This window comes from Streptomyces sp. NPDC104814 (genome assembly GCF_055583185.1).
The window spans coordinates 82,852-95,251 of sequence record NZ_JBVJOL010000018.1 but is presented as its reverse complement, the minus strand read 5'-3'; the positions used below and the strand labels follow the sequence as shown (position 1 = coordinate 95,251).

Annotated in this window: 13 protein-coding genes; 4 read left to right on the top strand and 9 right to left on the bottom strand. The window is 71.3% G+C overall.

Annotated elements, in window-relative coordinates; all coding sequences use genetic code 11:
- Positions 1-256: 256 nt before the first annotated feature.
- The 7 genes from ACZ64A_RS36295 to ACZ64A_RS36265 form a co-directional block, all read right to left on the bottom strand.
- On the bottom strand, positions 257-1,228 hold the full coding sequence (locus tag ACZ64A_RS36295; protein ID WP_469816235.1) for a bifunctional DNA primase/polymerase: 972 nt from the start codon (positions 1,226-1,228) through the stop codon (positions 257-259).
- A 96-nt stretch (positions 1,229-1,324) separates the two neighbouring features.
- Positions 1,325-3,112, bottom strand: a complete 1,788-nt coding sequence (locus ACZ64A_RS36290) for a MarR family transcriptional regulator (protein ID WP_469816233.1) — start codon at positions 3,110-3,112, stop codon at positions 1,325-1,327.
- Between the two features lie 264 nt (positions 3,113-3,376).
- Positions 3,377-3,742 (bottom strand): DUF6251 family protein, encoded by a 366-nt coding sequence (locus tag ACZ64A_RS36285; protein WP_469816231.1) that lies wholly within the window; start codon positions 3,740-3,742, stop codon positions 3,377-3,379.
- Positions 3,712-4,083 carry an RRQRL motif-containing zinc-binding protein gene (locus ACZ64A_RS36280; RefSeq protein ID WP_469816229.1) on the bottom strand — a complete coding sequence of 124 codons (372 nt, stop codon included), beginning with the start codon at positions 4,081-4,083 and terminating at the stop codon, positions 3,712-3,714. Before ACZ64A_RS36280 ends, ACZ64A_RS36285 begins: the two co-directional genes overlap by 31 nt.
- The gene (locus tag ACZ64A_RS36275; RefSeq protein WP_469816228.1) at positions 4,083-4,973 is read right to left on the bottom strand and encodes a DUF2637 domain-containing protein; all 891 of its coding nucleotides are present in this window, start codon (positions 4,971-4,973) and stop codon (positions 4,083-4,085) included. The genes ACZ64A_RS36280 and ACZ64A_RS36275 overlap by 1 nt, the downstream gene beginning before the upstream one ends.
- Entirely contained in the window at positions 4,970-5,236 is a 267-nt protein-coding gene (locus ACZ64A_RS36270; RefSeq protein ID WP_469816226.1) for a DUF6284 family protein, read from the bottom strand. The genes ACZ64A_RS36275 and ACZ64A_RS36270 overlap by 4 nt, the downstream gene beginning before the upstream one ends.
- Before the next feature lie 457 nt (positions 5,237-5,693).
- Positions 5,694-6,470, bottom strand: coding sequence for a GntR family transcriptional regulator (locus tag ACZ64A_RS36265; RefSeq protein WP_369198422.1), 777 nt, complete (start codon positions 6,468-6,470; stop codon positions 5,694-5,696).
- Positions 6,471-6,528: 58 nt separating this feature from the next.
- Between ACZ64A_RS36265 and ACZ64A_RS36260 the strand changes: the two genes are divergently transcribed.
- The 4 genes from ACZ64A_RS36260 (at position 6,529) to ACZ64A_RS36245 (ending at position 9,517) form a co-directional block, all read left to right on the top strand.
- The gene (locus ACZ64A_RS36260) at positions 6,529-6,957 is read left to right on the top strand and encodes an NUDIX hydrolase (RefSeq protein ID WP_469816224.1); all 429 of its coding nucleotides are present in this window, start codon (positions 6,529-6,531) and stop codon (positions 6,955-6,957) included.
- Positions 6,958-6,973: 16 nt separating this feature from the next.
- Positions 6,974-7,390: a hypothetical protein gene (locus ACZ64A_RS36255; protein ID WP_469816222.1), complete on the top strand. Its 417-nt coding sequence runs from the start codon at positions 6,974-6,976 to the stop codon at positions 7,388-7,390.
- A gap of 303 nt (positions 7,391-7,693) precedes the next feature.
- Positions 7,694-8,431: a hypothetical protein gene (locus ACZ64A_RS36250; RefSeq protein WP_469816220.1), complete on the top strand. Its 738-nt coding sequence runs from the start codon at positions 7,694-7,696 to the stop codon at positions 8,429-8,431.
- Positions 8,432-8,623: 192 nt separating this feature from the next.
- Positions 8,624-9,517 carry a glycosyltransferase family 2 protein gene (locus ACZ64A_RS36245; RefSeq protein WP_469816218.1) on the top strand — a complete coding sequence of 298 codons (894 nt, stop codon included), beginning with the start codon at positions 8,624-8,626 and terminating at the stop codon, positions 9,515-9,517.
- Between the two features lie 277 nt (positions 9,518-9,794).
- On the opposite strand, the gene ACZ64A_RS36240 is transcribed toward ACZ64A_RS36245, so the two are convergent.
- A complete protein-coding gene (locus ACZ64A_RS36240) occupies positions 9,795-11,474 on the bottom strand; it encodes a bifunctional 3'-5' exonuclease/DNA polymerase (protein ID WP_469816216.1) in 1,680 nt (559 codons plus the stop codon).
- Between the two features lie 110 nt (positions 11,475-11,584).
- Positions 11,585-12,313 carry a Clp protease N-terminal domain-containing protein gene (locus ACZ64A_RS36235; protein WP_469816214.1) on the bottom strand — a complete coding sequence of 243 codons (729 nt, stop codon included), beginning with the start codon at positions 12,311-12,313 and terminating at the stop codon, positions 11,585-11,587.
- Positions 12,314-12,400 lie beyond the last annotated feature (87 nt).

Below are 12,400 nucleotides of genomic sequence, written 5' to 3'. Positions count from 1 at the left end.
TGCCTCCCTTTCAACGGCGGGGCGGACGTTGTGGTGCAGGCGGGGCGGTGCGCGTCGTACTCGGTGACCAGCGCGGCGACACCGTCGGGTCCGCCCGGCCGCATCGGGGACCGGTTCGGACGAAGGGCAGTGACGACGCCCTGACGGGCGGCGTCTTTCGGCTCGCCCACGGCCGCAGCGTCCACAGCCTGTGGAGCGGCGTTCGGACCGGTCGGGGTGGTGGTGGAGCAATCCAGGGCGGGGGGAGCGGGGGCCGTCACGCTGCCTCCCGTGGGGTGGCGTGGGCGATGACCCAGTCCAGTGCGCTGCGGATGGTGGTGCGGCACTCGGCCGGCGGCAGGCCTGTCGACTCCCCCGCCCCCTGGATTGCCTCCTCCACAACGTGCCGGGGGATGTCGCCCCACGCCACGAAGCGCCCAACCTTGCAGGCGCTACGGTGCAGCGTGGCGTTGCGGCCGTTCGGTCCGCCCTCGGTCGCCGCGGCGATGACGGCGCACTCCCGTTCCAGCGCAACCCGCGCGGCGCGGGTGCCGTCGTGAACCCGGACGGGTGCCGGGGCGGGCCTGTGCGGCTCGATGAGCAGCGCGGCGATCCAGCCCGGCAGGTCAGCCACGGGCGCGTCGTGGGCGACCTCGTACGTGCCGTCGGGGGTGGTGCTGCCGGGGCCGACGACGTAGCCACCCCAAGCACGGGTGTCGATGTGCGGTCCGAGACGGTCCACGCTGCACTTCAGCCGCACCCCGGCGGGGGCGGTGAAGTAGAGGTGTTCACCGCGAGCGGTCCGTACCCGGTAGGTATCGGGGAGCGCCTGCCCGGCGCGCTCGCAGAGCGCTTGCAAGGAAGTGGCGCCGTCAGGCGCTCCTTCTGGCTCTTCTGCCTTGACCGGGTCCAGGTCGATGACGAGCAGCCCGGCCGGGCCCGTCGCGATCCCGACGTTGTAGGGCCGGTGGGCCCACGCGGCATGGATCAGCTCGGGGTCGGTGGTGGCGCGCTCTTCCGGGGTGCGGTGTCCGTCGGAGCACCGGCCGGTGCGGGGGCAGGCGCGTTCGGCGTGCCCGGCCGGGCGCTTGCTGCCGGGGTGGAGCGGGATGACGGGCCAGCCGCGTTCGGCCGCCGTGAGAGCGGACGCGAGCTGCGGCAGGCACTCCAGGGATGCGCTCCGGGTGCCCGTCAAGCCGCCCAGTAACGGCCGCTCGCCGTCTCGCCGGATGTGAGTCGGTTGGGTCATGCTGGGAGACCTCCACAGGTCTGTTGACGGTCTGGTGGAAGGCGGCGGCCCCGGTTCTTGGTCGGATGGGGGCCGCCGTCGTCGTTGTGCGGTGGGTCAGGCGGCGGCGGACTCGTCGCCGCGCGTGGCGGTCAGGCAGCCGTCCGGGGTGCGGACGATCGCGCCTTCGGTGGTGAGGGTCTTGACGGCCTTAGACACGGCGCCCTTGGACAGGCCCGTGAGCGTGACCAAGTCCTTCTGCCGGACCGGCTCGTCGGCGGTCTCGATGGCCTTCAGGACGCGGGCGGCGGCGCCGTCCGTGGCCGGGGCCGTCTCGGGGGCGGTGTCCTTGACGAGCGTGAGCGTCGGGGCGCCCGCGGCTTCCACCGTGGGCGCCACGCTGCGGGACCAGGGGGTGCGGTCGGGCAGGGCGATGACGACGCTCTTGTCCATGTAGCGGACCTTGACGGGGTCAGGCTTGCGCTTGCCGTCCCGGATCAGCGCCACACCCGGTACCGGCAGCTCGTCGGCGTTCCAGCCCTTGGCCTGAGCGTCCTCCCCGAGGACCACGCGCGCTTCGGCCGGCGTGCGCACGGCGAGGCAGATGGAGACGCCGGTCTGCGGGGCGATCTGCTTGGGGATGCCGTCGCCGATGGTGGGCTTCTGCGTCATCCACCACAGGTCGATGCACGCTGCGCGGCCCATCCGAGCAAGTGACTCCAGCCCCGGCAGCGCGGACCGGTTGACGGTGCGGGTCTTGCCGTCGCCGGTCTCCATCTCGTAGGGAACCTTGTCGGCGGCGGTCATGACCTCGGCGCCCTCATCCACGACCACGGTGATGCGGGGCCGGTCCGCCGTCGGGGTCCAGGTGTCCTGTCCCTTGGGCAGGACGGAGAGCCGTTCCAGCATCTCCGTCTCCAGCTCGTCGACCACGTCGATGACTTCGCGCGGGGTGGTGGCGACGCGGGCCCGGTGGTCCCACAGGCGGCCTTCCACGCGCTTGAGGTCGATGATGATCAGCGCGTTCGTGTCACCCTCGGACGCGTCGTAGAGCAGCGGCCGGGACGCCACGCTCTTGCCCGCGCCGGAGCGGCCGGCGATGAGCAGCCGTTCCCCGAGCGGCACGGTGACCTGCTCGCCGGTGACGGTGTCGATGCCGAGCGAGCGCCGTTCGGGCGTCCACGTCAGGTCGTCGCCGTCGGCCGCCGAGCGGGTGCGCAGGATGAGTTCGGCCCAGCCGCCCTGCTTGCCCGCCTTGATCTGCATGCGCAGGCTCGTGCGGGCGCCGAGCAGGGCGCGGATGTGCTCTTCGGCGGTGCGGAGTTTGGTCGCGGTCCACGTGCCGTCGAGGCGGACGGCGACGACGATGCCCGCCTCGGTCAGCTTCGGTCGGCCGGTCAGCGTGCCCGACAGACCGCGCTGTTCTGCGTGCTCCTTCCAGTGCTGCGGCTGAAGGCGCTTCAGCAGCGCCGACTCCTCGGCCGTCGGCTTCAGGCCTGTCGTGTCGCGCTCCCGCACCGCGATCCACACCGACAGGGCGGTGACACTGGCGACCACGGCGACGGCCGACCACACCCACACGCGGGTGGAGACGTGTGGCAGCCACACGTACCCGGCGACGCCGAGGGCGGCGGCGGTCTTGGTGGCGAACAGCCACATCGGGTCAGGGACGCGCCGCTTGACGGTGCGCAGCTCGCGTTCGGCGCGGTGGCGCAGGGGGGTGACGCCCTCGGGGTCGATGGCTCGCACGGTGGCGAGCGCTTTGCGGGCGTCGCGCACGAGCGGCTTGCGTTCGGCGCGCAGAGTGGAGCGGCGCTCGGCTTCCTTGCGCCACCGGTCGGCCGTCCAGCGGGCGGCCGTGGCGGCGTACTGGCGGTGGGTGCGCCAGACTTGGGACTGACTCACGGTGTCCTCTTCTCAGGGTTCGGTGGGTTGGTGGTGACGGGCCCTGCGACGGCCCGTCACCACACGCGTGTGTTACGCGGAGTGAGCGTGTTTCCGGTTTCCTGGTTTCCGAGGTGGCCCCTACGCGTGCGCGCGCGAGGAGGGAAACTTCCGTCACCCTGCGTCGCTACGGGGCCTGTGGCGGTCGTACAGCCTCCGGGGGGTCAAACCCCACCCGGGAGGGGGCTCGGAGGCTCTGTGGGCCGCCTACGGCTTGGGGGTGTTTCAGCGGCCCTTCCGACCGCGTCGGCCGGTGCTCTTGCTGCCGTCGCCGACGGTGCGGACCATGGTGACGACGGCCCAGCCGAGGACGAGCGCGATGAACGCGAGCATGGCCAGGTTCGCGGCGATGGCGGTCAGGGCGCCGACGAGCAGCGGGCCGAAGTAGACGCCGGCCGCGACCGCACCGGCGCCGACACCGGAACCGAGCGCGACGCGCTGCACCGTACGGTCCGGCGGCGCCTGGTGGATGTGCACCACCTGCGGCCCGGCGGGCTGTTGGGCGGGCAGGTTGGCGGGGTCGGCGTAGACATGGCTGCCGTCGGGGAGCTGTACGACGGTCAGCGGGCGGTGTGTGGGGAGCTGTTCCATGACGCACCCTCCGGGGCGTTGTCGGGAAAAGCGCAGGCAGAGCACATGCCGAGGGACGGCGGGATGACGTAGCCCGCATCCCGGCGGCAGGCGGGGCAGGTGCGGCGGGCAGCGTTGGCCTTGTCCAGAGCCGCCCAACGCGCCGGGGTCATCTCACGAACCGGCTTGGCGCAGTCGACGCGGTAGAGGTAGGCGACCAGCGGGCCCCGTCGGCGCCGGGGCCGTTCGAGCTGAGCGGCCACGTCCTGACCGCCGGGGCGCAAGCCCAGGGCGCGGAGCTGTCGGCGGGTGGCGTAGCCGTCCGGGGCGAGCCGCCACCGGTACACGGGCAAGGCCGCCATCAGACGACCAGAAGGCCGCGTTCGGCACGCAGGGTGTCGCGCAGGCTGCGAGCGTTCGCAGGCGAAGTGCGGACTTCGCGGCGGATGCCCTCGGCGGTCAGCCGCGCGTCCGGCCATTCGGCCGTGGCCTTTCGTGCCTCGGCCAGCAGCTCATCCGGCGTGCGCTTCGGGCGCGGGGTGCGGGCGACCTCGGGCACACGGCCCGTGGCCCGGCGCGGGCGGGTCGACTCGGCAGCCACCGGGCGCCGCTCGACCGGCGTCACGGTCGCCTGCTCGACGGACGGGACGGGCTTGGCCGGGATGGTCGACTTCAGGAAGCCGACGGCCACCGGTCGGGGCAGCGGCTTCACGTTCGGCGTGACCGGCGCCGGGGTCGATACTGCAAGGTCAGAACTAGACCGATCCCTCTCGGTATTGGTCGATTTCTCCGCATTCTCGGTCGGGCTCGTGATCGGGGCGGGGCGGTGATGCAGCACCTTCGCCACGAGGTCAGAGCCGAAGTAGATCGACCCGACCGGCAGCGACGTGGCCAGCAGCACGAGCGCCCAGTTCGCTGGGTCCCAGTCGGCCAGTCGGCCCCAGTCGACCGACCGGCCGTGCAGCTCCGGGACCAAGCCGTGCACGTAGTTCAGCACGAGAGAGGCGATCGTGTAGGCGGCCAGCACCCGCAGCGCGAACGCCCGGTCCCGCCCGGCGAGCACCAGCGTCGCGATCAGGGCCAGCGCCATGAGCCCGTCGACGACGAACGGGTACAGCGTCGCGGCCGTACTGTCGGCGCCGATGGCGCCCGCGATGTCGCGCAGGGCGTTCCAGGAAACCCGGAAGGCCATCGCGACGACGACGACCAGCGCGAGCACGAGAGTGGTGCGGCCCTTGCGGTGCAGGTTCATGCGACCACCCCGCCCGTCTGGCCGGACAGGCCGTTGACGTGGTCGCGGTGCGCGGCGAGCACGCGCCGGCGGGCCCGGCGGATGCGCCGCTCGTCCAGCTCGGACGGGGTGCGGTCGATGACGACGATCTGCGCGTCCAACAGCTCCATCTCAGCGCGGATGACGGGCATCTCCGCGTCGATGGCGTCCAGCTCCGCGTCCGTGGGCTCCATCCACGGCTCGAACGCGGTAACAGCGTCCTGAACAGTCACGATGTGGTCCATGGGTCGAGTTCTCCCTAGCAGGTGGCAACGGCCCGAACGGCGGCCCCGGTGTTCCCGCACCGGGGCCGCGCGCCGTTGAAGTCGGGATCTCCGGCTCCCCTCGGCGCCGCTCGTACGAGACGAGCGGCGGAGGCAACCGGCCGCAGCGAGTGCTGCGGAGATTGAGTCGCGCTGTACCTCACACAAGGGAGGACCCTGTGTGGCCGCCTACTTGGCCGAGGAGAGGCGGCGTGATCCCCATTCAGTTGTCAAGGAACCTGCGCTTCCTTCGTACTGACCCCTGTGAGGCTTTCCTCCGGGCGCTATTTGTGCAGGTCAAGCAGCGGTGCGTGCGTCCGCACCTGCACTTATGTACTCATGTGTAGGAGTGACATGTAAGAGAGTGCCTAACTCCTGTACATGAGTCAACCCGCCGCGCGAACGTGTTGCGGCGGGCGGGCCCTAGAAGGTGGGTGTTTCAGTCACCCGCAGGGATGCGGTACTCCAGAACGAACTGGTCAGCGGCCATGAACGTGTCACAGACCTCGATGATTCGGCCAGCTTCAGATTCGGCGTTCCGTGTCAGATGGATGATGGGTGAGCCGGGACTCAGGCTCAGCGCACCGATCTCCTGTTTGGTCGCAAGGCGAACGCGGACAGTCTCGGACAGCTCCTTCAGCGTGTGCCCGTGCTCCTCCAGTCGGGCGTAGATTCCACCGCCGCCGGGGTTTTCCTCGAACAGCTCGGGGATATCCTTCGCGATGTCCCACGGGAGGTAGGAAGTGGCTTCCTCGGTGGGGATTCCGTCGCTGAAGTACAGGCGACGCCGTGCCAGCACCTTCGTGCCGGCCGGAACCGACAAACGCTCCGCGATCTCGTCCGGGGCCTCGGCCGGCCCGACGTAGAGGACGCTCACGCTGGGCGTGCTGCCTGCCTGCTCTGCCTCCGCCAGGTAGGCCGCCTTACCCGCCGTGCGGTGGGACCTGCGGAAGCGGTCCGACGACTTTCGCCGCACAGGAGGGCGCCGCTTCACGTACGAACCCTTGCCGTGCCGCGTCTCGATGAGTCCTGTAGCGCGCAGCTCAGCGAACGCCTTGCGGACCGTACCTTGGGACGCGGCGTACTTCTTCATGAGGTCGGACTCGCTGGGTACCTGCTCGCCGGGAGCGAGGATCTGCTCCTTGATCTGCCGAACCAGGTCGTCTGCGATCTGTAGGTACTTCGGCTTTCCTGAGTCTCGGGAAGGAGTGGGCATGTCCTACTGTTCCTCCTAGGCTCCTGTACATAAGCAACGCTACCCGGAGGGTGCGTCTATGCCGCTTCACTCGGTCTCGGTCGCTGGGGTAGTGGTCCGCGATGACGGCCGTGTCCTGGTCATCCGGCGCGCAGACAATGGCACGTGGGAACCGCCCGGAGGCGTCCTCGAACTGGACGAGCGCCCGGAGGACGGCGCGGTGCGCGAAGTGCTCGAAGAGACGGGGATCCGCGTCTCAGTCGAACGGCTGACCGGGGTCTACAAGAACATGACCCGGGGTGTGGTGGCTCTCGTTTTCCTGTGCCGACCGGTCGACGGCGCTGAGCGAGTGTCGAGCGAGTCGACCGCTGTGGAGTGGCTGACCCCCGAGGAAGTCGAGAAGGTGATGGGAGAGGTCTACGCGGTGCGTGTGCTTGATGCTCTGGACGCCGTGGGCACCCCCCACGTCCGCTCCCACGACGGCCGCCGCCTGCTTAAATCCGCCTGATCGCCTGATCAACGGCGTGAGCGCCTGCGACGATGTGGGCATGTCGACGCCTGGAATGCCTCTCCAAGCTGCCCACATCCCCGATTGCACCAAGCCGGAAGCCCACCACGCGGCCTATAAAAGTGCGAAGGCCAACGACGCGATCTTTGTGTGCATCGCTCGCCGTGGGCGCCACTGGATGGTGGAGCTTGACGCTATGGCCAGCAGCAAGCCCTACGTCCCGGACCACGCGATGACGATCCTGCAGGCTGCGGCTGAAGCGTTGGTACTGGATGGCACCGTGAAGCAGGCCAACATTGGGGCGGACTACATCTCCATGTGGCCGATCGGTACCGAGAAGAGGGCGCGCGAGATCGGGGCAGCGTTCCATGCGGCTATGTACGGTCTCCAGCTGCTGCACATCGCCGTTCCGAGCCAGCGTGAAAGGTCGTAGCTTCCGAGGCCGGGGATGCTTCTCTACGGGGCCGTTGTTCAGGTCTCACTTGTGGTCTCGGTTGCTGCTTCTTCCGTAGCCGTCCGCAACGCTCCGTCGCGATCTGAACCGGCCGCTGACCTGTGGCCCCGCACGAGTGTGGACTACCCCGGACCATGATCCGACAACTCGTAATGCGTAGGTCTCGGGTTCGAATCCCGAAAGCGGCTCCACTGGAACCCCAGGTCAGATCATCGCTGACCTGGGGTTTCGTCGTGTTGTGCGCGGCTTCGCGCCGGGCGTCACAGGAACTGCGGGGGCAGGATGAGGATCGCGAAACTCGGTGGGGGGCTGTGCCTCGCCCTGCTGCTGGCCGGGTGCGGCAGTGCGGCGAGCGGGGCCAAGGGGAGCGACAACGCCGGGCCCTCTTCCTCGTCGTCCTCGGCGTCCCGGGTCGCGCCGGCCGCGGACAAGGGGCCGGAGTGCGACGGCGGAAAGGGTGGTGGCGAGGGGCTGCGTCTGCTGAAGGGCGGGGCGACCCTGCTGCCGGGCGTCGGCCCGGTGATCTACGCCGAGGCCGGTGCCGACGGGAAGCATCGCAGTGCCGTGCTCAGTGTCGGCGGGGCGAAGCAGACCCTGGCCGTGGGGCAGAAGGTGAGCCTGAAGGGGCGGACCTTCGCGGTCGCCCAGATCTGTACCTACCGCGTGGTCCTCACCACGGCGGACCACCAGGGCGCGAACCGGGGAGCATCCAGGGACAAGTGGCCGACGACGCGCGACGGCCAGTGGCGGCTGCGCTGGCACGTGCCCGACAACGGGCCGGGCATGGGGGCCGTGGTCACCGACGTCGAAGCCGGTCCGGCCCGGGCGTCGATCAGTGTGACCGCGGTCGGCAAGGGGCAGCTCGCCTTCTACGACGATGTCCGCGAGGGCGGCACCGTCGAGATCGCGGGCAAGCTGTGGAAGGTGGAGACCATCGACACCGGCCGCATGGACGTGAAGATGAACTCGCCCGACTTCCGGGCGGGACACGTCGATCTGCGGGAGATCGGCGCCGCCTGATCGGCCGACGGCGGCGGGCGGCTTCCGGGCGCGGCAGCGCATGCGCTCCGCCGCTGTGAGGAAAACGGTGTAAAGAGGGCGCAAAGCGCATCGGTCCCCGGACAACCCACGGCTCCGGGGCGACATCTTGGTGAACGACGGCCCGCGCGGCGAGGACGCGGGCGCGGTCGACGCCGGATGGGGTGAGGGGCGTTGGTGGAGCCGAGGATCGCGGTCTCCGTGGTGACCATGGGGAACCGGCCCGTCGAGGTCGACGCCCTGCTGGAGTCCGTGGCCAAGCAGGATCTCGCGCCTGCCCGCGTCGTGATCGTCGGCAACGGCTGCCGGCTGCCGGAGTTCGCCCAGCGGTTGTCGCTGCCCGGCGAGGTCACCGTCATCGAGACGGACGAGAACCTCGGCTGCCCCGGCGGACGCAACGTCGCCCTCGCCCGGTTGCGCGAGTTCGGTGACGTCGATGTCGTGGTGGAACTCGACGACGACGGGCTGCTCGTCGACGCGGATGTGCTGCGGCGCGTGGCGGAACTGTTCGCCGGGGACGCGCGGCTCGGCATCGTCGGGTTCCGTATCGCCGACGAGAACGGGGAGACCCAGCGCCGGCATGTGCCGCGGGCGGGCGACGCGGACCCGCTGAGGCGTGGCTACGTCACCGGGTTCCTGGGCGGCGGGCACGCGTTCCGGACGGCCATGCTGGACCAGATCGGCGACTGGCCCGCGGAGTTCTTCTTCGCGCACGAGGAGACCGACCTGGCCTGGCGGGCCGCCGACGCGGGCTGGAAGATCCTCTACGCGCCCGAGCTGGTGCTCCAGCACCCGAAGACCTCGCCCGCCCGGCACGCCATCTACCACCGCGTCACCGCGCGCAACCGCGTCTGGCTCGTACGACGCCGGCTGCCGTTGCCGCTCATCCCCGTCCACCTCGGTGTGTGGATCGCCGTCACCCTGCTGCGCACCCGGTCGGCGGCCGGACTGCGGGCCTGGTTCGGGGGGTTCGCCGAGGGACTGCGTGAGCCGGCCGGGGAGCGCCGCCCGATGCGGTGGCGCACGGTGTGGAGGCTGACCCGGCTGGGGCGGCCCCCGGTGATCTGAGCCGACGGCCCACAAGGGGAGAGCGGAGAGCGGGGACGAGGACCCCGGTCGTTCACCTCTGACGGCCAGGGTCCCCGTGTGTCCCCGGATCCGGTCACGGCGGCGACACTCCCCCGAGCAGCGCGTGCACGATGTGCACCGCGCGCACCGTCGGACCGGGGTCGGGTGTCATGATCACATAAAAATCAGCCGTTCGACAGCCGGTTGTTTTCGGCCGGGCGACCTCCCGTCACCCCTGGCCGGGCGGCAGGAGCTTCCTCCCGGGCCGCGTCGGACGTCACTTCGCGTCGGCGTAGCACTCGACCACCGCCGTCGTGAACGGGAACCGCACCGGCGTCTCGCCGAACGTCAGCCGGCCCGCCAGGTCGGCCGCCTCCCGGATGGCCGTGACGACCGCCTCGGCCTCCTGCTCGGGGCAGTGCACGATCACCTCGTCGTGCTGGAAGAACACCAGCTCGGCCGCCATGCCGGCGCACCGCTGCCGCAGCCCCGCGAGCAGCAGCAGGGCCCAGTCGGCGGCGCTGCCCTGGACGACGAAGTTGCGGGCGAAGCGGCCCCGGGCGCGGGCGTCGGTCGAGGCGTAACCCGGCACCCAGGCCCGCTCCCCGGAGTCGTCCTCCGCGACCGGGATGCCCTCTCCCGTGTCGTCGGCCGCGCTCGCCGCCGGAGGACAGGTCCGGCCCAGCCAGGTCCGCACCAGGCGGCCCTCCTCGCCGGCCCGGGCGGCGTCGTCGACGTACGCCACGGCCTTCGGGAAGCGGCGGCGCAGGGCCGCCAGGTTCTTCAGGCCGTCGCCGGAGGTCTGGCCGTACACCGCGCCGAGTACGGCGAGCTTCGCCTGGCCGCGGTCGCCGGCGAAGGCGCGGTCGGACACCTCCTGATAGAGGTCGCTCTCGCGGCCGGCCACCTCCATCAGCCCCGGGTCGCGGGAGATCGCCGCCAGCACTCTCGGCTCCATCTGGTCGGCGTCCGCGACGACGAGCCGCCAGCCCGGGTCGGCGACGACCGCCCGCCGGATCACCCGCGGGATCTGCAGCGCGCCCCCGCCGTTGGTGACCCAGCGTCCGGTGACCGTCCCGCCGGCGAGGAACTCCGGGCGGAACCGGCCCTCGCGCACCCAGTCCTGCAGCCAGGACCAGCCGTGGGCGACCCGGATGCGGTACAGCTTCTTGTACTCCAGCAGGGGTTTCACCGCCGGGTGGTCGACGGACTCGAGCTCCCAGCGGCGGGTCGATCTGACCTTGATCCCGGCCTGCGCGAACGCCTTGACCACATCGGCGGGCAGATCGGGCCGGACCCGGCGTCCGAAGGCCGCGGAGACCTCGTCCGCGAGCTCGGCGAGGCGGCGCGGCTCGCCCCCGCCCGCGTACCTCTCGCCGAGCAGGTCGTGCAGCAGCGCGCGGTGCACGTCCGCGCGCCAGGGCAGCCCCGCGTGGTTCATCTCGGCGGCCACCAGCATCCCCGCCGACTCGGCGGCCGTCAGCAGCCGCATCCGGTCGGGGTGTTCGGCGCGCGCGTGCCGGCGCTGCTGCTCGGCGTAGACCTCCAGGAGGTCGGCCAGCGGCAGGCCGGTGCCCCGCGGGTCGAAGAGCGGGGACTGGGCGCCCGGCTCGGCGGACCGCTGGGGCGGATCGGGGGGTACGGGGCCGCCGCGCAGCCGGGCCAGCGCGGCGGCCGCCGAACGGGGTTCGCCCGAGCGCCCCTCGTGGCCCAGCAGCAGGGTCTCGGCGTCCTCGACGTCGTAGCACCGCTCGACTCGCACCCCCGTGGCGAGCAGACGCGGATAGACCTCGGGGGTGGACCGCCACACCCAGCGCGTGACGTGCGGCCGGTCGCGCACGGCGCGCGCCGGGTCCTCCTCCCGCTGGACGGGACCGGCGGGCAGCCCGTCCGGGCCGAGGGGGGCGACGTCCACGCCACCGTCCTCGGCCGGAGCGAGTGCCCAGCGGTCGGCCATGTGGGGAGTCTCGCAGAGGGGTCTGACAACAGGGCCTGAGCTGGGCGGATGCCCGGCGGCGAGACTCCGGCGATGGGACTCCGGCGGTCGCGCCGGGGCGCCGCCGCGGGTCAGTCCTGTTCGCCGGCCTGCACGGCCGCGAGGAACTCCGCGACGTGCCGTTCGGTGGCCTGCTTGCCGAGGCCCAGTCCGCTGAGGACGCCCTCGCCGTTCTCGTGCTCCAGCAGGGCCAGCAGGATGTGTTCGGTGCCGACGTAGTTGTGGCCGAGGCGCAGCGCCTCGCGGAACGTCAGCTCCAGGACCTTCTTCGCCGAGGAGCTGTACGGCACCAGGTCCGGCGCGTCCTCGGCGGCCGGCGGGAGCGCGGCCCGCGCGGCCTCGCGGACCGTGTCGAGGGTGACGCCCTGGGCGGTGATCGCCTTGGCGGCCAGTCCCTCCGGTTCGGCGAGCAGGCCGAGGACCAGGTGCTCGGGGACGCTCTCGGCGCTGTGCGCCGCCTTGGCCTCGTTGTGGGAGGCCACGACGACGTTGCGGGCGCGCGGGGTGTAGCGGCTGAAGCCCTGGCTGGGGTCGAGGTCGGCCGACTCCTTGGGCACGAACCGCTTCTGCGCCGCCTGCCGGGTGACGCCCATGCTCTTGCCGATGTCGGTCCAGGAGGCGCCCGAGCGGCGGGCCTGGTCGACGAAATGGCCGATCAGATGGTCGGCCACCTCGTCCAGGTGCTCCGCGGCGATCACGGCGTCCTCGAGCTGTTCGAGGGGTTCTTCGTGAACCTTCTTGATGGCCGCGATGAGGTCGTCGAGGCGGACGGATGTCGTGACAGCGGGATTCTTCGCCATGTGTCAACCTTAGGTTGACAGTCCAGTGGCGTCAACCGTTGGTTGACAGGGGCGGGGTGCGTGCTCGCCTGCGGGGCGCAGGCGGTC

What these genes read in the sequence shown, in the direction of transcription:
- ACZ64A_RS36295 (WP_469816235.1), bottom strand. Translation starts at nt 1,228, where the DNA reads ATGACCCAACCGACTCACATCCGGCGAGACGGCGAGCGGCCGTTACTG.
- ACZ64A_RS36285 (WP_469816231.1), bottom strand. Translation starts at nt 3,742, where the DNA reads ATGGAACAGCTCCCCACACACCGCCCGCTGACCGTCGTACAGCTCCCC.
- ACZ64A_RS36280 (WP_469816229.1), bottom strand. Translation starts at nt 4,083, where the DNA reads ATGGCGGCCTTGCCCGTGTACCGGTGGCGGCTCGCCCCGGACGGCTAC.
- ACZ64A_RS36275 (WP_469816228.1), bottom strand. Translation starts at nt 4,973, where the DNA reads ATGAACCTGCACCGCAAGGGCCGCACCACTCTCGTGCTCGCGCTGGTC.
- ACZ64A_RS36270 (WP_469816226.1), bottom strand. Translation starts at nt 5,236, where the DNA reads ATGGACCACATCGTGACTGTTCAGGACGCTGTTACCGCGTTCGAGCCG.
- ACZ64A_RS36265 (WP_369198422.1), bottom strand. Translation starts at nt 6,470, where the DNA reads ATGCCCACTCCTTCCCGAGACTCAGGAAAGCCGAAGTACCTACAGATC.
- ACZ64A_RS36260 (WP_469816224.1), top strand. Translation starts at nt 6,529, where the DNA reads ATGCCGCTTCACTCGGTCTCGGTCGCTGGGGTAGTGGTCCGCGATGAC.
- ACZ64A_RS36250 (WP_469816220.1), top strand. Translation starts at nt 7,694, where the DNA reads ATGAGGATCGCGAAACTCGGTGGGGGGCTGTGCCTCGCCCTGCTGCTG.
- ACZ64A_RS36240 (WP_469816216.1), bottom strand. Translation starts at nt 11,474, where the DNA reads ATGGCCGACCGCTGGGCACTCGCTCCGGCCGAGGACGGTGGCGTGGAC.
- ACZ64A_RS36235 (WP_469816214.1), bottom strand. Translation starts at nt 12,313, where the DNA reads ATGGCGAAGAATCCCGCTGTCACGACATCCGTCCGCCTCGACGACCTC.